The sequence below is a fragment of the Pedobacter frigidisoli genome (genome assembly GCF_004331675.1).
GTDB lineage: Bacteria > Bacteroidota > Bacteroidia > Sphingobacteriales > Sphingobacteriaceae > Pedobacter > Pedobacter frigidisoli.
This window is the reverse complement of the sequence record NZ_SJSN01000017.1, coordinates 83,206-106,419: the sequence shown is the minus strand read 5'-3', so window position 1 is coordinate 106,419 and position 23,214 is coordinate 83,206. Positions and strand designations below refer to the sequence as shown.

Sequence of the window (23,214 nt, the reverse complement as noted above, 5' to 3'; positions counted from 1 at the left end):
GCTAAACGACCAGATGATGCAGGTGGAAGAAGTATTCACACCTCACCAATTGGATTATCTAGACGTAGTAAGGCAGCGGGTAGAAGGCGCAACCGAGTTGCAGAAAAACCCCTACAAAAAGCATACGCTTGCCTGGGGAACTTGGTTATTAGCCAGATTGGCGGGATGGAGCGGATACAAATCTCACGGTCCACCTGGATACATTACCATCAAAGATGGCTTCGATAAATTCAACCTACAATTTGTAGTGTATGCCGAAATAATGAAATATAAAGATGTGTGTAAAGATTAGCTCCAGAAGAGAGGGAAACAAAGGATTGTAGTTTGAACCATTGGGTTTAGATGTACTGCCCATAAAAACCCTCTCTTCTGGAAAGAAAGCCTCACCCTATGAAAGCGTGTGGTATTTGTTCTTTTCCGTTGTCCCTCTCCAGAAGAGAGGGAAACAAAGGATTGTGGTTTGAACCATTGGGTTTAGATGTACCGCCCATAAAAAACCTCTCTTCTGGAGAGGGCGGCTACAGATTTGCTAAGTCACCAACTTTCATAGGGTGAGGCCCATTTTAATGCGCATCAGTAACAATGTTTGCATTCTTCTTAAATTTCTGAAGATACAACAATGGTATAGAGAACAACATAATCAGTCCCGCAACCCAATAAGCATCGTTGTAAGTAAGCAACATTGTTTGCTTAATTACCGAACCCTCAATTGCTTTCATCGCCATTAATTTTGCATCAATAAACGATGCACCCTTTGCCATAAAGTTATTGGTTAAACCATTTAACTTTTGAACAAATGATGGATTGTATTCATTTATATTTGTTAGTAAGCTACTTCTGTGGAAACCCGCACGCACGTGGATAAGCGTTGTTAATGCAGCGATTCCAAAAGATCCTCCCAGCTGCCTGCTCATGTTATTTAATCCAGATCCTTGTCCAATCTCCGGGCCGGATAAATCCTGCATAGCCAATGTGGTTAGCGGTACGAAGAGCAAAGCCATTCCAAATCCTCTAATTACCAATGGCCAGAAGAAATCGCCTGTTCCAGATGCCAAAGTTGAATTGCTCAACATCCAACAAAAAACGAAGAATAAAAACATCCCTCCTGTTGCCATAAATTGTGCCGGCACTCCTTTTTTAAGCATAATACCAATAAATGGCATCATGGCGATGGTACAGATACCGCCTGCAATAAATAGCTTTCCTGTTTGCAATGGCGTAAATCCGAGCAAATTTTGCGCAAATACTGGGAAAACGAAAACAGAGCCATATAATCCAAATCCTAAGATAAAGGAGGTAAACATCCCGATTGAAAAGCTTCGTTTCTTCATAATTCGAAGATTTACAATAGGAAATTCTGTAGTGGTTTCTCTCCAGATAAACAGCAGAAGACCAAATACGGAAGCAACTGCTAAACCGGTGATGTATGGTGTAGAAAACCAATCTTCACTCTCTCCCTTTTCTAACACCGTTTGTAAGCTACCTACAGCAACCGCCAATAACCCAATTCCCCACCAATCAACTGGCTTTCCTTTTCCATCTTTTGGCGTCTCTCGAATAAAGGTATAGGTGCAATAGGCGGCGAGTATCCCGACGGGAATATTTACATAAAAAATCCAGGGCCAATCTGCAATCTCTAAAATATATCCACCAATTGTAGGCCCTACTGTTGGTCCTACAACGGCACCCAGACCAAAAAGAGCAGTAGCAATACCAACATCTTCTCTAGGCCAGGTTTCTATCAAAATTGCCTGAGCGGTAGAAATTAAGCCTCCACCAGCTACACCTTGCAATATTCTAAATAAAATAAGCTCATTTAATGAAGTTGCGTTTCCGCACAAAAATGAAACTAGCGTAAATACGATAATCGAGGTTAAGAAATAATTTTTACGCCCGAAACGACTTCCCAACCAGCCAGACATGGGCAGAATGATTACATTCGCAACGGCGTAACCTGTGGATAACCAGGCGACATCCTCTAGGGTGGCGCCAAGGTTTCCCTGTATTTGTGGAATTGCTACGTTTACAATGGTTGTATCAATAAGCTCCAATAAAGAAGCCGTGATTACCGTAAAAGTAATAATCCACTTTTTAAAACCTACTTCGGCCATTTTAGTATTAGTTAGTAGAAACAGATGCTTTAACGCTCATTCCAGGGCGTAGTTTAGCAAGCATTTCTTTTGATGGATGGATTTTGATTTTTACTGGGATACGTTGAACAACTTTAACGAAGTTACCAGTTGCATTATCTGGAGGTAATAAAGATCCTTTTGCACCAGTTATTGGAGAGAAATTATAAACTTCACCTTCAATTTTCTCATCAGGATAAGCATCAACCTCTATTTCTACCTTAGAACCAGATTTGATTTTCTCCAATTGGGTTTCCTTAAAGTTGGCGGTTACATAAATGCTTCCGTCGTTAACAACAGAGAATAAAGATTGACCAGCCTGAACTAATTGTCCTTTTTGAACATTCTTTTTAGAAACAATACCAGAAGCCGGAGCTTTAATATCAGTATATGATAATTGAAGTTTAGCAAAATCGATATCGCTTTGGCGTTGACTAATTACATTACTGCTTACCGCTAATTGCGATTGAGTTGTACCTACCTGTTTAACTGCAGCATTATATTGGTCTTGTGCCGCTTGATAAGCTGCCAAAGCCGATTGTTTTGCTGCATCAGCAGATTCCTTAGTTGCCTTTGCTTGGTCGAAAGCTTGTTGGGTAATTGAACCATCTTTTACCAAATTTTCATAACGAGCATAATCTTTCTGTGCCAAATTTACCTTAACATTTGCTGCTGCAACATTCGATTTTGCTGCTTCTACGTTTGCTTTTGCAGTACCTGTATTGGCTTGGGTAGCGGCAATTTGCGATTGAGCCACGCCAACACCCGCACTTGCACCTTTTTGGCCAGATTGCGCTTGCTCTAACTTCACTAAGTAATCGTTATCATCAAGCTTAACCAAAATTTGCCCCTCGGTTACATGTGTATTTTCCTCAAAGCTAATATCCTTTACATAACCGCCAACACGGGCAACAACCGGACTGATATCGCCATCAATCTGCGCATCATCCGTATCTACGTGTTTGCTATAATAACTCCATTCGGTAACCCCGAAGATTATTCCTATTACTAATAAAACGCCTAAAATGATGGGTACTACTAGGCTCTTTTTTTTCTTTTCAGTTGTCATTGCTGTATTTATTGCGTTATTTTTCCTGTTGATTTTAGTAAAGTATAGTAAGCCAAACCTGCATCAGCCTTTGCTATCTCTAAGTTTATTTTTGCTTGATATAATAAGGTTTCAGCGTCGATTCTATCGATAACCGAAGCCACATTGTTCTTATATTTCGATGCTAATAATTTATCGTTTTCGGTTGCTTGAGAAATGGAGGTTTCTAAAACCTGAATCTTATTTACCGAAACCTGGTAGTTTTGGTAGTTCCTGTTAATATCGGTTTTAACGTTATCTGATAAAATATCTTTCTGAAGGGTGATTTCGCTTTGCTGAATCCTTGCTTCACTTACCTTGTTCTTATTAGTCCAAAGGTTACCAATATTCCAAGAAACAGTTGCTCCAATGGTTATTGGCATTAAATATTGATTAGTTGGTGGAATGAAATTACCACTTGGATTGATGTAATATAAATTTGCACCAACACCAACCGTCGGCAATGTGTTTGCCCTGATTGTTTTGATGTTATAATCGGCAACCTTATTTTGCACATCAAGCTGTTTAAGTTCTTGGCGATTTGCCATTGCTAAACCGATATAATCATTTAACGAACTTGCTGTTTTCAAACCTGTAGAAGGATCTACGATTTTTACTTCAGTATCTTCTGGCAAGCCCAATAAAATATCTAAATTATAGTTGATTACTTTTCTATTGCTTTCTAGATCCATTTGCGTTAGCGTAACATTTGCCTGTTGCAACTGGAAACGTAAAACGTCGTTCTTGGTAACAATTCCTTGCTCAAAGAAGCGCTGTGCCTGTTTAATTTGAGCAGCAATAGATTCTAGATTTTGGTTAATTACCTTTTTGCTTTGCTCTACCTTATACAATGAATAATAGGTATTAATTACAGCATAAGTAATTTCCTCTTTGCTTTTATCAGCATTTAAACGGGCAACATCGGCCAATAATTTGGTAGATTCTTTAGCATATTTTAATTTACCACCACCATAAACCAATTCCTGTACCGCAGCCGTACCAACAAAAGCATCTGCTCTTTTAGGTAATTGCAGTGAAGAGCCACCACCCGGAAGCGTAAACGTGCTGGTTGGTATTTCTGCATGGTTATAAATAAAACTTGCATTTGCTGTAGGAAGTACGTTATCCTTTACAACCGCAAGCTGCGCAACGGCCTGGTCTATTTTGTTTTGAGATAGTTTTAAGTTTTTACTGTTGGCTATGCCAAGTTCAATTGCCTGATTGATATTTAATTCCTTCGCACTTTGTGCAAATAATGCTGCCGGAACTAATGATGCCACAAGCATTAATCTAATCGATTTGGGTATCATTTTTTTGTTGTTAAATAAACTGTTACAAGATTTTGTAAATGGGCGATGGCTCGCTCTTTAATAAGTTTGTTTTCTTTAGGGTTGCTTAAATCGATGATTGTACCCTGAGCAATTTTATGTGGTGCAATTACAACATTTGTTAACGTTCCCATAATGGTCGAAATAACCATTCTTACATCCACATTATTAAAACTACCATCTTCAATTCCGTCGATGATAATCCGATCAAGAAGCGACATGTTATGATTCATGGCGTTCTTAATCTTATCGTACATTTCTGGGCGTTGAGTTAGCGAAAGTTCTCTATGCATCATTTTATGGAATGCGATATTGGAGAATATACGGTTGGCATAGCCCTCTATTACTTTATGTAATTTTTCTAGTGATGATATTTTATCTTCATTAATGATTTTTAACTGAGAGGCGAATCCTGCAATCCGGTTATTCATGATCTCAATAAAAACCCCCTCTTTTGATCCAAAATAATAATTGATCATCGCCATATTGGCTCCTGATTCTTTTGAGATCTGGCGGGTAGAAGTTCCCTCATAACCAGTTTCGCAAAACAGCTTTTCGGCTGCTTCTAAAATGGCTTGTCTTTTATCTACTTTTTCTGTCTTCATTTCTTTTTGATAAAGCAAAATTAATCAAACGATTGATTAACTTCCAAATGTTTTCATACATCTTTTACATTAAAAAGATAAATCGTTTATATTTCGTGTAAACCTTCGAGGTTTAAGAAATAAAACAAGTAGAAATTATTAACCGTTAATAGTTGAATTAGAAATCTTTTGACAAATAATTGAATTAATTAATGCTTTAACGACGTAACGCAAACTAAAATTTAAAATAAATATTAACTTTGTCTCCAAATAACAAAAACATGAGCGTACAAGAAAATAGTAGCAATAATTTCAACTGGTTATATTATGCCTTAGGTTTATTCTTCGGAGTTTTAACTGGAGCAGTAATTACACAAAACTACATTTTCGCACTTCTAGGTGGTGTTTTAGGTTTGTTAACAGCAGGCTTATTTTTAAACGCTATCGTAAAAGGCAGAAAATACTAGTTTTTCATCCCCCTCAAAAACATCCCTTTTTAAGGATTTAAAACTAACTCACAGCAAATGAGAAATATCTTCATTGTTGTTTTCGCTCTATTGTGCTTTGGTGCAAATGCCCAAGAAACGGCTTCTACCGAGGTGAAATTTGCCGTTGCAGACCCAAGCCCTGCAGATATTGTTTACTATCCGCTAAATGCTGCAAAATTAAAAGCAGGCGATTTTACTAAGCCAAATATTAAGGTGGTTTACTCTCGTCCGCAGAAAAAAGGGCGTGATATTTTTGGCGTATTGGAGCAATATGGAAGCGTTTGGCGTTTCGGCGCTAATGAAAATACCGAAATTCGTTTCTTTACAAAAGTTACTATCGGCGGCAAAAAGATTAAAGCAGGCACTTACAGCCTATTCGCTATTCCGAATAAAGGAACCTGGACAATCATTTTAAATTCGCAGACTGATAGATGGGGAGCTTTTACTTATGATGCTTCTAAAGACATTGTTCGTGTAAACGTTCCGGTTAAAACCTTAGCAAAACCTATCGAATACTTTTCAATAACCTTTACGCCACTAGCAAAAGGCGCAACTTTAATTGCCGCCTGGGATAAAACACAAGTTGAATTACCAATAGGTTTTTAAGAAATAAAATATTATAGCAAAGGCTTCAGAAATTCTGAAGCCTTTGCTATTTTGTCAAAATGCTCGTTAGTTTCTCCCTATGCCAAACCTGATACATTCCCCATAAAAGGGTCTGTAATTGTTATTTCTCCATTTTCAATCTTTCCGGAATAACGATGTTTAAAAACAGTATTACCAGTTTGTAAGATGCTGAAATCGTACCAATGTGCGCTCTTCGATAAATTCAAAAGTATATTGGTTGTAGATTTTGGTTTCAAATTAAAATTTTGGGTCGCTGCTTTATATTTATTTTCTAAAATTTGAATGCTTACAGGCGATGTTCCTTTATTTTCGATTGTAAAAACCAAATTGCCAGTTAATTTTTTAGTAACCAAACCACTTTGTTCTGCCTTTGCTTTGATGCTGATTTGGGGGTTCTTTTTACTGCCTGCAAAATGCCTGTAAAAACCATTCGGACCAGTAATTCTGAAATCATAAACTTCATTATCAAAATCTTCGATGGCAATTTTGTCTGTTAAAGTATCGCCTGACTTAACTGCATAAGCCCAAACTTTTCCTTGGACACCTTTAAAACTAGCTACAGTATTCATGGTAAAAGGTGCGCCAACGATTTCTGTTTCATTCCCGAACAATGTTTTTGCAGATTGGAAAGTAAGCTCTACCTCATTCCCTACCACAACAGCATCTGCATTTAATTGATAAGGCAATGCACAAGCAGGTTTGGTTCCCGATTCTTGTTTTGGTGCATAAGCGGAAGTTTGGCTTGAAAAAGATTCAAATTTATTAATCTTCGCAACATCATTTTTGTTTAAAGCAGTCGGGCCAACCTGATCGGGTTTGTTCTTTGCGTTACCGATATTCGTGACAACAGTTTCGCGTTTTAATGGCTCCGGAGATTTAATTTCCTCGCCATTATAAGGACGGAATGCTGAAGTTAAATCGCCACAAATATTTCTCCTCCAATCGCTAATGTTGTTGCTCTTGATATTCTTCCCTGTCTTTTTACTCAACCATTTCTCCATAAACATTAATGAAGAAGTATGGTCGAAAACCTGCGAATTTACGAAACCGCCTTTGCTCCAAGGCGAGGCGATAACCATTGGCACACGGTAGCCCAAACCTATCGGACTACCTTTTCTACTCTCAAAATCGGTGGCATAATTTATTCCGGCAGAAACTTTTCCGCTTGAAGCATCTTCAGGGTTTGGTACCACAAATGGTGGTTGATGGTCGAAATAACCATCGTTTTCATCGTAGGTTAAAACGAAAATGGTTTTCTTCCAAACTTCAGGATTTTTGGTTAAAATATCCAAAGCCTCGCTCACATACCAAGTTCCATAAAGCGGCGAACTGGTATGGTCTGAAAAACGTTGCGGTGCCACTAGCCACGAAACAGCAGGCAGTTTTCCGCTATCCACATCTTTTCTAAACTGATGAAAAATATCGCCTTTTGGAATGTTTATCGTTTCAGATTTTCCCTCATCATTGGTAAATGTAAAAGGTGCTAATTCCAGATAATCCTTTTCGCTAATATTGGTTTGAAAAGCCTTATCAATCAGGTTTTTTTCCCGTTGGGATAATTTATCATATCTAGCCTGAACTTCGGCAGCGGTTAAAGCAGGTTTTACGGTATTATCTCCGTTTTTTCTAAAATAAGCAGACAACTTAACATTGTGTCTTTTTACATATTCAACAGGATTATCGCCATAATTGCCTAACCAATCATCAATTTCTCCCTCGGGAAGTTTTGATGTCCAAAGTTCGTTTTGGTATATGCGCCAATCGATGCCGTTATCCTCCAAAGTTTCCTGAAAAGTTGGCCAATCTACAAAAACATTATTTTGCGATTCTGCCTGGTCGTTATTTACAACTGCTATTCGGTTTTCGCTTTTTTCGCCCCTGATGGTTCCTGTGAAAAAGAACAATCTGTTCGGCGTTGTACCCGTTAAGGATGAACAAAAATGCTGGTCGCAAACGGTAAAGGCATCAGCCAAAGCATAATAGAACGGCACGTCGTTTCTATCATAATAGGATAATGTCATCGCCGATTTTACGGGAAACCATTTGTCGTATCTTCCGCCGTTTCTGGCCGCAACTTGGTCGTTCCATGAATGCGGCAAACCGCCTTGCCAGGTAATTTTGGTTTTATTAATATCAACGTGAAACGGCGCATAGGTATAACCCTGACCATCTTTTTGCAACCAAACCTTGTTTCCATCGGGCTGAATGTGCGGATGCGGGTCGTTAAAACCACGAACGCCTTTCATCTTACCAAACATGTGGTCGAATGAACGGTTTTCCTGCATTAAAAATACGATGTGCTCGGCATCGTGAAAGGTACTGCCAGGTTCAGCGTTAATCGCCATAGCCTTAAGTACCGAGCTGGGCAAGGTATTGGCCATACCCGTAGCACCGGCGAACAAGGCCGCCTTTTTTAGAAATTCTCTACGTGAGTCCATAAATTATACAATATAGCTTAGATACTGCAAGTTAGGAATAAGTCATGAATCTTGAGTTCAGAGTATTCTGTCTTGGATGTAAAAAGTTTGCGAGTTGGCGGTTTTCAGCTAACAGTTATCAGCTAGAAGTTGAAAGTTCTAGGCGCTTCAAAACCATTTAACAATAAAGCAGTTTAATTCCATTATCCATTTTACATCTTACATCAAATTTTACTTCTGGTAAACCCTAACATAATCTACTTTCATAGTCGCAGGAAATATCGAATCATCCACCCCTTTTTTACCACCCCAACCACCGCCAACGGCAACATTTAAAATAATATGGAAATTTTGGTCGAACGGCCATTCAGGCGCAGCTTTCCCTGTGTTTTTAAAACTTAAATATTTCTGGTCATCAACAAAGAAATCCATGCGGTCTTCATACCATTCGATGGCATAAACATGGTAAGCATTGTAAGGGTTAATTTTAACACCTTTGCCTACTTGTGTATGGATAACATGATTAAATTTCTCTGTATGAACGGTTCCGTAAACACTATCAGGCTCGTAACCAACATGCTCCATGATGTCTATTTCTCCACTTTTTGGCCAATCGCCGTATTTCCAATCAGTAGGAAGCGCCCAAATTGCAGGCCATAATCCTCTGCCTTTTGGCAGCATTGCCCTCACTTCTACTCTTCCGTATTTGAAATCGAATTTGTTTTTACTAACTAATCTTGCTGAAGTATAATGGTTGTTTTCTTTATCGGCTTTTACTACGATGATGTTTAGATTCCCCTTTTTTACATTTGCATTTGCAGAATCTGCATCGGTGTAATATTGCAGTTCATTGTTTCCCCAGCCTTTTCCACCAACATCGTAACTCCAATTTTTGTTGAGCGGCAAACCTTTATCATCAAATTCATCAGCCCACTTTAATTTCCATCCCAAAGCAACGGGTGTTTTCTTAATTTCTTCGAAAGTTAATTCTGGCTCATTTGTGGTGATGAAATCAACATTGTGAGCCACTAACCACTGCATTTCTGGTGCAGTATTTACCGTCCATGCGTTTACGGTTAAGCCCAATTTGTGTGCATTTTCAATCCAGCCATCTTTTTGGTAAAAGCTGAAATGATAATCTACCCCTGTTAATTTATCGGATTTCATTTGTTCGGCGCTAATTTCACCTCTTAGGTAAGCCACTTTTGCTTTGGGTAATACTTCCAAAATGCGTTTGCAATAATCGTAATCGAAGCTGATGTATTCCGTCCAATCTAGAACGCCAACTTTTTTAACCATTTCAATGCAGGCATTTGTTAATTCTATTCCGCGTTCTTTGCTGATTAACGATGGCTTTATCTCTAAAATAAGTTTTGTGGTTTTCTGTGTTTTGCCTGCCTTTAAATAAGCCTCGAGTGTTGGGATTTTCTCGCCGTTGCTCATGGTTTTGGTTAACAGCTCCTCATATTTTACTTTCTCGATGGTTAGACCTTGAAATTCAGGGTCGTGGTTGATAACCAAAACATTATCGGCGGTCATCCATACATCGAACTCGGAGCCATAACAGCCCAACTTTACTGCCTCGTTTAAGGCTGCGATGGAATTTTGAGGAAAGTTGTTCTTTTTCCATGCGCCTCGATGGGCAATTACTTGGTTTTTATTCCAGTTAAATTTTTGGGCAAAAGAAGCTGTAAAAATGAATAACATACAGGTTAATATAAATGCTCGTTTCATATTGGGGTGATTAAACAAAAAATCAAAAGTAGATTTTTAAAGGAATACTCGTTTAAAATCTATGTAACCTTTGTATTAATTAATAACAAGATAAGGGTTTTTAAATTAATCTATAGGTCCGTTGGCTGAAGCCGAACGGCAATGGATTTGATATAAGTTCCCAAAAATAAAAGCAATGAAAAAAACCACCCCCTTGCCCCTCCTTGAAAATAAGGAGGGGAGTTGGACAAGGCTATTTTTAAATTTGTTCAGCTATTTTAGATAGTGGGTTTAACCCAAAAGCCACATAGTTAATGCGGGAATCTGCCATAGCACAAACTACTCCCCTCCTAATTTAGGAGGGGCCAGGGGTGGTTATGTTGCCAAAAGCTTCAATCTTTGTTCAATAAACCTGATTGTACGGATGCCCGCTTTTCTTCAAAGCGGCAGGAGGGAAAGCGGGACTGAAAACCGCCAAAAACTACTGAATATCGTTTTCCATACCTTTATTCTATATTTTCAATAAACTATTTGAAATAAACACGTTACCTTAACGAGGTTTCTTTTAATTGATGGGAACAATTTTTACATTTACGGTGATATGGTGAGCAATAATTACAGCGATTTATTGAGGAAAATAGATGAGTTTATCCGTAAATTTTATTTGAATAAGATTTTACGAGGAGCCATTTATGCTGCTGCGATACTCTTGGCGCTCTATTTAGTCGTTTTTTTAGGCTTGTATTACCTCAATCCAACCGCTGGATTTAAGACTTTTATCTTCTTTGCTTATTTGTTACTCGGTTTATTGTTAGTTGGTTTTCTAATCATTAAACCGTTGCTTTCTATGTTAAAATTGGGCAAACATTTGTCTTTCGATGAGGCCTCGGTTATTATTGGAAACCACTTTGCCGATATCAAGGACAAGCTTTTAAATACGCTTCAGCTGCATAAACTTTCTGAAAATCTGCCAGAAAACAATCAGTTGATTATGGCGAGTATAGACCAGAAGATTCTGGAGCTGAAACCCGTTCCTTTTTATACCGCTGTTCGGATAAACGACAACAGAAAGTACTTAAAATACCTGTTTATTCCGCTTTCTATCATTTTGCTGATTGCCATTATTGCGCCTGCCATTTTACGTGAGGGAACAAACAGTTTCTTTAAATATGATGAATATATCGCACCGAAAGCGCCATTTAGTTTTACGGTTTTGAATAAGAATTTAACCGTTACGCAGGGCGATGATGTGACGATAAATTTGAAATTAGCTGGAGATGAATTGCCTGCTGAAGTTTATGTAGAAGACGGAAAAAACACCTACAAACTTGAAAAACAGAACATCACTAAGTTTAATTACAGCATCAAGAATATACAAAGTGATAAAAAACTGATTTTTAAAGGAGGTGGATTTAGTTCATCAACATTTATGATTAGCGTTAAACCTCGCCCAGAATTGTTGAACGCAACCGCAACTTTAAATTATCCATCCTACTTGGGCAAAAAACAAGAAGTAATTGCAAACGTTGGCGATATCCTTTTACCCGAGGGAACTCGGGTGACCTGGAATTTTAAAACAGGTCAGAGTAATTCACTTTTGTTTATTTTAAACGGCAAGGAAAATATTTTAAAGGTTGATGATGATGAATCTGATTTTAATGCTACTATCCGAAATAATTCAAAATACAGCATTACACCGAAGAATGATTTTGTAACACTTAGGGATTCTTTATCGCACCAAATTACGGTAATTAAAGACCAATCTCCTGCTATTCAGATTGAAGAAAAGCCCGATTCTATTAGTAACAAAGCGCTTTATTTTAGCGGACAGGTGACGGATGATTATGGTTTTAGCAGATTGAGTTTTAAGTATAACATCAAGGAAAATAATAAGATAATTAGTACCGTTAGCAAGAATATCTCCATTAAGGCCAACGTAACTGAAAATACATTTTTCTATTTCTGGGATTTAAAAACAGCAGCGGCAAAGCCTGGTCAGGAGATTGAATATTACTTTGAAGTAGCTGATAATGATGGTGTTAATGGAGCAAAAGTTACCCGCTCGGAGATTAAAACATTTAAACAACCAACCAAAAAAGAAGCTGCCGAGCAGGTTAGCGCTAACAGCCAGGCACTTAAGCAAAAGGTTCAATCAGCCATTCGTTTGGCCAATACCATTGAAAAGGAAAGTAAAAAAGTTGCCGAAAGCCTGATTGATAAGAAACAGATTTCTTTCGAGGATAAAAAGCAGATAGAGGCTTTGTTGGATAAGCAAAAGCAATTGGATGAGGCGGTGAAAGAGATTAAAGAACAAAACGATAAAAACATTCAGCAGCAGGAAGACCAAAAGCAAACGGAAGAGCTTTTAGAGAAACAAAAACAGATTAAGGATTTGTTTGATAATGTGCTGGATGAAAAGACTAAAGAGCTTTTGCAGAAGTTGCAAAACCTAATGAACGAGAAGAATAAAGACCAAACGCAAAACGAACTTTCGAAAATGCAATTGGATAATAAAACCCTCAAAAATGAATTGGACAGGATTTTAGAACTTTACAAACAACTCGAATTTGAACAAAACCTGCAAAACGATATCGACCGTTTAAATGAATTGGCTAAAGAGCAAAAGGCGCTTAGCAAGGAAACTGCGGATAAAAAACAGGACAATGAATCGCTTAAACAAAAGCAGGATGCCTTAAATAAGGAGATGAAAGATTTAAAGGATGATTTGAAGAAACTGGAAGAGAAAAACCAGTCTTTGGAGAAACCTAATCCGTTTGAGAATCCCGAAAAAGATGTTCAGGATATTCAAAAAGAACAGCAAGACAGTAAGGATGCATTAGATAAAAAAGATTCGAAAGGTGCCAGTCAGAAGCAGCAAAAAGCTGGTGAGCAAATGGAAGAACTTTCGAAAAAAATGAGCGATATGCAGCAGCAAGGCGAAGAAATGGAAAATAACCTGAATGCCAAAGAGTTGCGTAAACTATTAGAAAACTTGCTTAATACCTCTTTTGAACAGGAAAAAGTAATGCTGACATTAAAGAAAATGACTTCTGCTGACCCATCTTACATCAGCAATGTTCAAAAGCAACGCAGCATAAAGGATAACCTAAAAACCATTGCCGATAGTTTATATGCTTTGAGTAAGCGTGTGCCTCAAATTGAATCGACGGTTAATGAGGAGATGAATAAGATTAATTTCAACCTTGATAAGAGTTTGGAAAGTCTTGGCGATAGAAGAACACCCGAAGCGAATCGTTATCAGCAATTTACCATGACTTCGATAAATAATTTGAGTTTGATGTTGAGCGAAGCTTTAAGTCAGCTGCAAAACATGCAAAAGAACTCAAAGCCAGGAAGTGGTAAAAAACAAAAACAAGGCATGAAACAGCTCTCACAAATGCAGGAGCAATTAAATAAGAGCATGCAAAAAGCTCGTGAGCAGATGCAGAAATCTGGCGGAAATCAGGGGACTGTGGGCAAAGGCGAAATGAGTCAGGAATTTGGAAAGATGGCGCAGCAGCAGCAAATGATTCGTCAGGCTTTGGAAAAGATTAACCGTGAGGAAAATAAGGATGGTTCGGGAAAAATGGGTAACCTAAACGAGGCCATTAAGGAAATGAAACAAACAGAGAGCGACCTGGTTAACAAGCGTTTACAGCAAGAAACTTTAAATCGCCAGAAAGAACTGTTAACCAAGCTATTAGAAGCCGAAAAAGCAGAGCGTGACCAGGAAGAGGATTCTAAACGAGAAAGTAAAGCAGCCAAGGAGTTTCCGCCGTCATACCAAAAAATGGTTGAACAGTTTAAAAAAGACCAACAAAATGGAAGTGATATGTTGCAAAAATTGCCGCCTAGCTTGAATTATTATTATAAGAATAAAATCGCCGAGTATTTGAAATCGTTGAATATGGTGAGGTAGGTTTTGATTGGTTAAAAATGTGGTTCGTGAGGACACGAACCACGGCGTGAGATTATTTTTATTATATTTGTTATATTTGTTATATGAGAACAATAACTTTAGACATCTTAGACGACAACGCTTTAAATCTTTTAAAAGATTTGGAGTTGCTTAAGGTTATTCGTCTGCGAAGAGATAATCAACCAGAAACCTTTTCAACTGAGGATTTAGTAAAGAAGTATAAAGGTAGCATGGTTTCTCAAAGTAAGGAAGAAATTGACAACCAATTAGAAAGTTTACGAAACGAGTGGGAGTAACTTTTCTTTGGGATACGAATACTGTTATCTATTATCTTCAAAAGCAGCTTTCTCTCCCCGCTGAAACGTTTATTGATGAAATATTATCAATTTCCAGACCTGCCATTTCAGCAATTACTGAAATAGAACTTCGCTGGTGGAAAGCGGCAACTGAAAATGACATTATAGTTCTAAATAATTCTATTAACGACTCTTTTGTTTATGAGTTATATAGCGATGTCAAATACAAAACTGTTGAGATTCGTAAAGAATATAATGTAAAACTACCCGATGCAATTATTGCAGCTACAGCGTTAGTAAACGATTTTACATTGCTGAGCAGAAATTCTAAAGACTTCGTTAGAATTGATGGCTTAAAACTTGTAAATCCTTTTAATTTATAAACCAGACAATCTCACAATCTATCGCTAAATTTTATTTCTTAAATTTGCAGCCTTAAAGATATCACATGCCTGCAATTTCATTTTTTACAGAATCTGTTACTTACAATCTTCCTCAAAAACTTAAGGTTAAGAAGTGGATTAAAGCAATAATTGAAAAAGAGGGATTTGAATTGCAGGAACTTAATTTCATTTTCTGTAGTGATGAATATTTGTTGGGTATTAATCAACAGTATTTAAACCACGACACCTACACCGATATCATCACTTTCGATAACTCAGATGAAGAAAAGCAAATTGTGAGTGATATCTTCATTAGCATTGAACGTGTTAAAGAGAATGCAAAAACCTTTAGAACAAATGATTTTGATGAGGTTTGTCGCATCATGATTCATGGCACTTTGCATTTGCTTGGCTACAAGGATAAAGGCAAAGCAGCTAAGACGCTTATGACTCAAAAAGAAGATGAGTATTTGGGTTATAGAAGTGAGGTAGGATTGGTTTAGTTTTTCTGAATCCTGTCATTCTGAGCGCAGCGAAGAATCTGTTACATATTAACAAAAGGCTAAAATATCTCCATCAACATTTAAGTAAGCATTCCATCGCCTGTAGATTCTTCGCTGCGCTCAGAATGACAATGCTATTTAACGGTTGCTAGGCAAATCCAATCCTATAACTCACTATACCACAGTTAAATAAACCCGATTGTAGCGGAAACCAAAAGCTTTTTCTGCTTTTGTTGGAGCAAAAAGCGGGGCGGCTCTCTCCTATTTCTACTGAAATTGCTTTTCAAATTAATTTTTTTATTCCTGTTCGTCTAAAAGTTACGGGCGTTGGTCGATAATTTAGCTACGCTGGTATATTAACGCAAATCTGCGTGCAACCTTTCTGCCCTCTTGCAGTCTTATATTCGAAAACAACAACAAAAAGATTTAAAAAAATTAAGATATAAGATTATGAAAACCTCTATTAAAACATTATTCGCAGCAGCTCTAACAACAATTATTTTAGGTACTGCAAGCGTTGCAGCAAATGCAACCGAAAACAATAACAACTACACCAACTTAACTTCGGTTAAAAACATCAGCAAAATTAAAATCAGCGGAAACGTAAAATTGATTTTAGTTCAGGACGCTAAAGAAAGTGTTGAAGTGTACGATAACTACTTCGCGAAAAATGCTTTGGTACAACAACAAAATGGTGAATTGAGAATCAGTTCATTCACCTCAGCACCTTTAACGGTTATTGCTCATGTAAATAATTTGTCAAGTATTGAGGCTTCAAACACTTCGAGTGTTAAAACTTCGGGAAACTTCAATTTATTAAACTTAAATGTGGTTTTGAACGATAATGCAACTGCCGATATTAGAGCAAACACTGTAAGCTTAAGTACCAATGTTAACGGAACATCAAACTTAATTTTAAGTGGTTCTACAGAAAGTTACACTGCAGTTTTAGGTTCGGTTGCTAAAGTAAATATGAATGATTTCTTTGCAGCTGATACAAATGTAAGCGCTGCGCCTGTTGTTGCAACTTATGCATCTAACAGATATGAAGATATAAAAGTTGATGTTTTAGAATCTATTTTCTAAGCATCGCATCCAAGATAAAGTTTAGTTTTAGTTAATGATTGAAGCAGCGGCGGAGCGATTCCTCTGCTGTTTTCTTTTATAATGGTTTGCCACAGATTCGAAGATTTATTTTTGAGATGTCTGGCTAAGTTTCTAATATGCGAATCTTCGACTAACTGCATATCAATATTTTGCCATTTTTACCTGATACATAGTGGCTTTGAAACATCTTTCTACCCTACCAAATATTTTATACTTACTTTTGCACTAATTTTCCTTTATAAATCCGAAATACAAATAAATTGAGCACACTAATTGCGGCAGAAGGCTTGGGTCATGGTTACCATGATGAATGGCTATTTAAAAATTTAACCTTAGGTATCAACTCCGGTCAGCGTGTAGCGTTGGTTGGAATTAATGGCGCCGGTAAGAGTACACTTTTGAAATTATTGGCAGAAAGGTTTCCTCCGCTCGAAGGTAAGATTGTTAAAAATAAAGCCGTTAAAATTGGTTTCCTCGACCAGGAACCACAATTTAATGAGGGTTACTCTATAAGCGACCATATATTTTCTTTAGAGAATAAGCAACAACAGTTGATTAAAGAATATGAAGAGCTAATTGAAGACCCTAATCCTGATGAGAAAACGCTTAATCGTTTGTATGAGGAATTAAGCGAACATAATGCTTGGGAATACGAGCATGAGATTAAAACCATTTTGAATAGAATGGGTATTACTCATTTGCAACAAAAAATTTCTACGCTTTCTGGCGGACAAAAGAAACGTTTGGCTTTGGCCAAGCTTTTAATTGAAGACCCTGAAATATTAGTCTTGGATGAGCCTACCAATCATTTGGATATTGATACCATTGAGTGGCTTGAAAAATTATTAACTACAGGACAAAAAACAATTCTGTTGGTTACTCACGATAGGTACTTTTTAGATAATGTTTGTAATACCATAGTTGAATTGGATAGAGGTAAAATTTTCAATTACAATGGAAATTATGCTTACTATCTCGAAAAGAAATCGGAAAGAGAAGCGCTGGATGCTACTGTTCAACATAAGAATGAGCAGCTATTAAAGAAAGAATTAGATTGGATGAGGCGCATGCCACAAGCACGTGGAACGAAATCTAACGCTAGAATTAATGCCTTTTACGATTTAGAAGAAAAAACAAAGAAAAAGTCTGATAATCAAAGTGTTACGCTTCAAATGAAGATGTCTCGCCAAGGTGGAAAAATTATTGAGGTTGAACACATCGCAAAATCGTTTGATGGCCGTCCGATAATTAATGATTTCAGTTACACCTTTAAAAGAGGTGATAGAATTGGTTTGGCAGGTAAAAACGGCACTGGAAAATCTACGCTACTAAATATTATTACTAGTCAGCTAAAACCAGATGCTGGTAAAGTGGATACTGGAGAGACCACAGTTTTCGGTTACTATAAACAAGGCGGTTTAACATTCGACCCTAAGGAAAGAGTGATTGATATTGTAAAATCGGATGCTGAATACATTAAGATGGCTGATGGTTCTGTGATTACAGCTTCTGCCCTATTAACATTATTTCTATTTCCACCAAAGAAACAACATGGCATGGTTGAAAAATTAAGCGGTGGTGAAAAGAAGCGTTTGAACTTAATGAAAGTTTTAATGCAGAACCCAAACTTCTTAATTTTAGATGAGCCAACTAACGATTTAGATATTGATACCTTAAATGTATTGGAAGAGTTTTTAGAAAACTTCCCTGGCATTTTGATGTTGGTTTCTCACGATAGATACTTGCTTGATAAAATGAGTGACCAATTGTTTATAATGGAAGGAGAAGGTGTAGTTAAAATTTACAATGGGAACTATTCTGAATATCGCTTAAGCCTAGACCAGCCAAAAGCCAAAGTTGAAACCAAGAAATCTACTGTTGCAGTGGTTGAACAAGCACCAATTAAATCTCTAAAAAAGTTAAGTTTTAAAGAACAAAAAGAACTTGATGAAAGCGAAAAAGGGATGGCTAATACGGAAAATAAAATCGCTGAGTTGACAGAGAATTTAATAAAAATTGATGCTTCTGATTATATAAAAATTCAAGAAGTTTCTGATGAAATTGAAAAATTAAAACAAAAGCTTGACAATTATACAATGCGCTGGCTTGAACTTTCTGAATAAATTTTATAGTAATTTTTAAGTAATGTTCACGTTATGTTTCACGTGGAACATTATCAAAACTGCAAAAGAATAAATAGTAAAAACATTATGTTTCACGTGAAACATAAAAGAAATACAAAATAAAATGTTTTCAAAATACGATTTGATTGTAGTTGGTGCAGGACACGCAGGCTGTGAAGCTGCTGCTGCCGCTGCCAATTTAGGGTCATCTGTTTTATTAATAACAATGAATATGGGCACTATTGCCCAAATGAGTTGTAACCCTGCAATGGGTGGCGTAGCAAAAGGACAGATTGTACGTGAGGTAGATGCTATGGGTGGTTATTCTGGTATCATCTCAGATAAATCAATGATTCAATTTAGGATGCTTAACAAATCTAAGGGGCCTGCTATGTGGAGCCCGAGAGCACAAATTGATAGAATGCGCTTTGCTGAAGAGTGGCGATTAGCTTTGGAAAGGACTCCAAATGTAGATATGTGGCAAGACAGCGTTGTTGGCTTATTAGTTAAAGACAATGTAGTTTATGGCGTAAAAACATCTCTTGGAATGGAGATAGAAAGCGCCGCAGTGGTTTTGACAAATGGCACGTTCTTAAATGGCGTAATGCATATTGGAGAAAAGAAATTTGGAGGTGGTAGAACAGCAGAAAGAGCATCAACAGGAATAACCGAGCAATTGGTAGAGTTGGGTATGGAAGCTGGTAGAATGAAAACGGGAACCCCACCCCGTGTTGATGGAAGAAGTTTGGATTATACCAAAATGGAGGAACAATGGGGAGATGAAAATCCTAACAAATTCTCTTTCACTGATACGAAAGTTTCAACCGACCAACGCTGCTGCTGGATTACTTATACAAACAATGAAGTACATGAAACCTTAAAAGAAGGGTTTGAAAAATCTCCGATGTTTACCGGCAGAATTAAGGGTTTAGGCCCAAGGTATTGTCCATCTATTGAGGATAAAATTAACCGTTTTGCAGAGCGTGATAGGCATCAGATTTTCGTTGAACCCGAGGGCTGGAACACTTGCGAAATTTATGTAAATGGATTTTCAACTTCACTTCCGGAGGATGTTCAACAAAGAGCACTTCGTTTAATTCCAGGTTTTGAAAATGCAAAAATGTTCAGACCAGGTTACGCCATTGAATATGATTTCTTCCCTCCTACCCAGTTATCATTAACCCTAGAAACTAAATTAATCAGTAATTTATTTTTAGCCGGACAAATAAACGGAACGACTGGTTATGAAGAAGCGGCTTGTCAAGGTTTTATGGCAGGTATAAATGCACATCAAAAAATCAATGAAAAACATGAACTGATCATGAAAAGATCAGATAGCTATATCGGTGTTTTAATCGATGACTTGGTAACCAAAGGTACTGAAGAACCTTATCGTATGTTTACCTCAAGAGCAGAACATCGTTTATTATTGAGACAAGATAATGCTGATATTCGCCTCTCTCCTATTGGCCATGCATTGGGGTTAGTATCTGATGAACGTTTAGAAAAGGTAAATAAAAAAGTTGCGGCTGCAGAAGCTTTAGTTAAGTTTACAAAAAGCCAAGGCATTGAAATGGCTGATGCAAATCCAATGTTGGAAAGCTTAGGTTCAAGCGCATTAAATCAGAATGTAAAAATTCATAGTTTGGTTGGAAGGCCGCATGTTGGTTTACAAGATATTATTAAAGTAAGCAAACCGCTCGCCGAAGCAACAAAAGATTTAGATCATGAAACCATTGAACAGGCTGAGATCAAAGTTAAATATGAAAGCTATTTCGAAAAGGAAAATGAAATTGTAGCGAAGATGTTGAAGATGGAAGACAAGGAAATTAAACTAGATTTTGACTACAATAAAATTGTTTCTATTTCAAAAGAAGCTCGTGAAAAATTATTTAAGATAAAACCTCGTACTTTAGGTCAGGCTTCTAGAATTTCTGGGGTTTCTCCATCAGATATTTCAGTTTTGATGGTGTATATTAATAAGTAACTGATTATCAGGTATTTAAATAATAAATTAAAGACTTAATTAAAAGCGATTTAAGCGAAAAAAAATTATTTTTAATATTACTTCTCCAAAAACAATAAAAACTCGTCAGAACGTTTAAAATATGCCAAATTTAAAAGCTCACTATTTTAACTTAAAAAACATTGTTGTTGTTTTTACTTCGCTCGTATTTTTGAGTTGTGCGAGCATCCAAACTCCTCAAGGTGGGCCGAAAGATAAAACGCCTCCAAAAGTTTTGAGCATGACTCCGAAAAATCTGACAAGAAATTTCAATGCAAAAAAAATCGTAATTGAGTTTGATGAGTATTTTAATATTCAAGATGAGTTTAAGGAATTTTCAATTTCCCCGGATCAGGAAAGACCACCAATTTTAAAAAAGAGACAGAAACGTTTAGAAATTACCTTACAAGATACTTTGGAGAAAAATACCACTTATACCTTAAATTTTGGTAAAGCCATTGCAGATGTAAATGAAGCGAACGTGGTTAAAAATTTATCTTATGTTTTTTCGACTGGTCCAGAAATAGATTCACTATCCGTTTCGGGTAGGGTGAGTAGTTCTTTAACAAATGAAACAGAGAAAGAGGTTACGGTATTTATTCTTCCCGTAGAAAGAGATACCTTGTTTGGAAAAAAACGTCCATCAATTTACACAACAACAGATAGTGCTGGAAATTATAAGTTAAATAACCTAAGAAAAGGCTCTTATAAAATTTATGCTTTAAAAGAAAATAGTGGCGGTGGCGACAAGGTTTATCAGCAAGTATCGGATGAGATTGGATTTATAAAGGATCCAATTATAATTGATAAAAACCTCGACAATATTAATCTACAGGTATTTAAGGAACTTGCTCCAGAATTTAGGGTAATGGAACGAAAATTAAACGCTGATGGCAGCATTCTTTTAACTTTTAATCAGCAATTAAAACAACCTAAGTTAACTGTAATGCAACCAGCGGCAGTAGATGTTGGCAAGCGAGTATATTTCAATAAAACAAATGATACGGCAAAAATATGGTTAAGCGACCTTAGCTTTGATTCGGTTAAAGTAGCCATACAAGACCAAGGAAAGGTTTTACAGTCGGTTAATTTTACACGTGGGAAAAAGGATACCTATACCAGGGATGTAACCATTGCCGATAACATAACTGGCGGAAAATTAAATCCATCACAACGTTATACCCTAACATTTCCTTTTCCGATGATCGATGCTGATCCATCAAAAATTACTTTATTGGAAGATTCTGTTAAGCGAACAACGTTTCAAGTATTAAAAGATAGCGTAGATTTTCTAAAATATTACATTATCTATCCTTGGAAAACTAAAAAATCTTACGATATCAAGTTTGCAGCTGGCTCATTTACAGCTATTTTTAATGCAAAAAATAAAGATATAACCAAGCGTTTTACTTTAGAGCCTGCAGATAGTTACGGAACATTGGCATTAAAAGTTGAGGTTCCCGATAGTGCTAAACAATACATTTTAGAATTTATAGATGAGAAGAAAAATCCCATCAAATCATTTGTCATCACTAAAAATACAACGGTAAACTTTGCCAAATATCCCACTGGAAAGTATTTATCCAGAATAATTTACGATGAGAATAAAAATGGAATTTGGGATACCGGAAATGTAAAATTAGGCGCTCAGCCAGAAAAAATCTGGTATCCAGCTACAGATATGTCTTTAAAGGCGAATTGGGATAGGGAGGAAAAATTAGTTATCATTGCTACTCCTCCACAAATTCAGGAGAGTACCATAAGTCCACCTAGACAAACATCACCGAACAATAATAAAGAGGATTCTGGCATAAGAGAGGCGCCAAATTCACTTAGAAAGAATTAATTCCCCCTAACCCCCGAAGGGGGAACTAATAGCAAGGTGGAATAGCGAAAGCAAAAAAAAATTAAACATCAATATTTAAGGCTATTTGCCTAAACTCTAGAAAGTCAGAAGCCCCATTTAGGGGGTTGGGGGTTTAAACCACTCGCTATACATCACATAGTTATCAGGTAACTTATTTAACAAAGCCCTTTGCTCTTCAGTAATGGGCTTTATTTTTTTTGCAGGCGTTCCGGCATATAAATAACCTGTTTCGCAAATTGTATTTTCTAGAACAACAGATCCAGCAGCAATAATGCAATATTCTTCGATAACTGCATGATCCATAACAATGGCACCCATTCCAATCAAAACATTATCCCGAACAGTGCAACCATGAACAATTGCATTGTGACCAACTGAAACCCGATTACCAATATGTGTAGATGCTTTTAGGTAGGTAGCATGAATCACAGCACCATCTTGAATGTTCGACTCATTACCAATCGTAATGGCATTTACATCGCCTCTAATCACCGCATTAAACCAAACCGAACATTTATCGCCAATTACAACATCGCCTACAATTGTTGCGTTTTCTGCGATGAAATTTTCTTTACCAATTTGAGGAAATTTATCTTTTACAGGTAGTATTAAAGGCATAATAAATATGTAAAATGGTA

17 protein-coding genes and 1 pseudogene are annotated in these 23,214 nt (G+C 37.0%); 11 read left to right on the top strand and 7 right to left on the bottom strand.

Going from position 1 to position 23,214, the window contains the following annotated elements:
• Positions 1–292: pseudogene (locus EZ449_RS18775) on the top strand (hypothetical protein); the annotation flags it as partial.
• A 271-nt stretch (positions 293–563) separates the two neighbouring features.
• Here EZ449_RS18775 and EZ449_RS18770 read toward each other — a convergent pair.
• The 4 genes from EZ449_RS18770 to EZ449_RS18755 are packed head-to-tail and all read right to left on the bottom strand — an operon-like array spanning position 564 to position 5,149.
• A complete protein-coding gene (locus EZ449_RS18770; RefSeq protein WP_131561779.1) occupies positions 564–2,111 on the bottom strand; it encodes a DHA2 family efflux MFS transporter permease subunit in 1,548 nt (515 codons plus the stop codon).
• A gap of 7 nt (positions 2,112–2,118) precedes the next feature.
• The gene (locus EZ449_RS18765) at positions 2,119–3,198 is read right to left on the bottom strand and encodes an HlyD family secretion protein (protein ID WP_131561777.1); all 1,080 of its coding nucleotides are present in this window, start codon (positions 3,196–3,198) and stop codon (positions 2,119–2,121) included.
• Between the two features lie 8 nt (positions 3,199–3,206).
• A complete protein-coding gene (locus EZ449_RS18760) occupies positions 3,207–4,526 on the bottom strand; it encodes a TolC family protein (RefSeq protein WP_131561774.1) in 1,320 nt (439 codons plus the stop codon).
• Entirely contained in the window at positions 4,523–5,149 is a 627-nt protein-coding gene (locus EZ449_RS18755) for a TetR/AcrR family transcriptional regulator (protein WP_131561772.1), read from the bottom strand. The genes EZ449_RS18760 and EZ449_RS18755 overlap by 4 nt, the downstream gene beginning before the upstream one ends.
• Before the next feature lie 260 nt (positions 5,150–5,409).
• On the opposite strand from EZ449_RS18755, the gene EZ449_RS18750 reads away from it, so the two are divergent.
• Positions 5,410–5,595, top strand: coding sequence for a hypothetical protein (locus EZ449_RS18750; protein WP_131561770.1), 186 nt, complete (start codon positions 5,410–5,412; stop codon positions 5,593–5,595).
• Positions 5,596–5,652: 57 nt separating this feature from the next.
• Positions 5,653–6,222 carry a DUF2911 domain-containing protein gene (locus EZ449_RS18745; protein ID WP_131561768.1) on the top strand — a complete coding sequence of 190 codons (570 nt, stop codon included), beginning with the start codon at positions 5,653–5,655 and terminating at the stop codon, positions 6,220–6,222.
• A 77-nt stretch (positions 6,223–6,299) separates the two neighbouring features.
• Here EZ449_RS18745 and EZ449_RS18740 read toward each other — a convergent pair whose 3' ends face one another.
• Both EZ449_RS18740 and EZ449_RS18735 read right to left on the bottom strand, forming a co-directional pair.
• On the bottom strand, positions 6,300–8,681 hold the full coding sequence (locus EZ449_RS18740) for a phosphocholine-specific phospholipase C (RefSeq protein WP_131561765.1): 2,382 nt from the start codon (positions 8,679–8,681) through the stop codon (positions 6,300–6,302).
• Between the two features lie 210 nt (positions 8,682–8,891).
• A complete protein-coding gene (locus EZ449_RS18735) occupies positions 8,892–10,394 on the bottom strand; it encodes a glycerophosphodiester phosphodiesterase family protein (protein WP_131561763.1) in 1,503 nt (500 codons plus the stop codon).
• Between the two features lie 580 nt (positions 10,395–10,974).
• On the opposite strand from EZ449_RS18735, the gene EZ449_RS18730 reads away from it, so the two are divergent.
• The 8 genes from EZ449_RS18730 to EZ449_RS18695 all read left to right on the top strand — a co-directional run bounded on the left by EZ449_RS18730 (position 10,975) and on the right by EZ449_RS18695 (position 22,555).
• Entirely contained in the window at positions 10,975–14,292 is a 3,318-nt protein-coding gene (locus tag EZ449_RS18730) for a DUF4175 family protein (RefSeq protein ID WP_131561760.1), read from the top strand.
• A gap of 83 nt (positions 14,293–14,375) precedes the next feature.
• Positions 14,376–14,588 carry a hypothetical protein gene (locus tag EZ449_RS18725; RefSeq protein ID WP_131561758.1) on the top strand — a complete coding sequence of 71 codons (213 nt, stop codon included), beginning with the start codon at positions 14,376–14,378 and terminating at the stop codon, positions 14,586–14,588.
• A complete protein-coding gene (locus EZ449_RS18720) occupies positions 14,579–14,971 on the top strand; it encodes a type II toxin-antitoxin system VapC family toxin (protein ID WP_165499808.1) in 393 nt (130 codons plus the stop codon). The genes EZ449_RS18725 and EZ449_RS18720 overlap by 10 nt, the downstream gene beginning before the upstream one ends.
• A gap of 65 nt (positions 14,972–15,036) precedes the next feature.
• Complete coding sequence (ybeY, locus tag EZ449_RS18715; protein WP_131561753.1) at positions 15,037–15,474, top strand: rRNA maturation RNase YbeY; 438 nt, start codon at positions 15,037–15,039, stop codon at positions 15,472–15,474.
• Between the two features lie 450 nt (positions 15,475–15,924).
• Positions 15,925–16,560: a GIN domain-containing protein gene (locus EZ449_RS18710; RefSeq protein WP_131561751.1), complete on the top strand. Its 636-nt coding sequence runs from the start codon at positions 15,925–15,927 to the stop codon at positions 16,558–16,560.
• A 281-nt stretch (positions 16,561–16,841) separates the two neighbouring features.
• Complete coding sequence (locus EZ449_RS18705) at positions 16,842–18,704, top strand: ABC-F family ATP-binding cassette domain-containing protein (protein ID WP_131561749.1); 1,863 nt, start codon at positions 16,842–16,844, stop codon at positions 18,702–18,704.
• A 124-nt stretch (positions 18,705–18,828) separates the two neighbouring features.
• Positions 18,829–20,691: a tRNA uridine-5-carboxymethylaminomethyl(34) synthesis enzyme MnmG gene (mnmG, locus tag EZ449_RS18700; RefSeq protein ID WP_131561747.1), complete on the top strand. Its 1,863-nt coding sequence runs from the start codon at positions 18,829–18,831 to the stop codon at positions 20,689–20,691.
• A 121-nt stretch (positions 20,692–20,812) separates the two neighbouring features.
• Positions 20,813–22,555 carry an Ig-like domain-containing protein gene (locus EZ449_RS18695; protein ID WP_131561745.1) on the top strand — a complete coding sequence of 581 codons (1,743 nt, stop codon included), beginning with the start codon at positions 20,813–20,815 and terminating at the stop codon, positions 22,553–22,555.
• A 117-nt stretch (positions 22,556–22,672) separates the two neighbouring features.
• Here the strand turns inward: EZ449_RS18695 and EZ449_RS18690 are convergent, their stop codons facing one another.
• Positions 22,673–23,194 (bottom strand): gamma carbonic anhydrase family protein, encoded by a 522-nt coding sequence (locus tag EZ449_RS18690; protein ID WP_131561743.1) that lies wholly within the window; start codon positions 23,192–23,194, stop codon positions 22,673–22,675.
• Positions 23,195–23,214 lie beyond the last annotated feature (20 nt).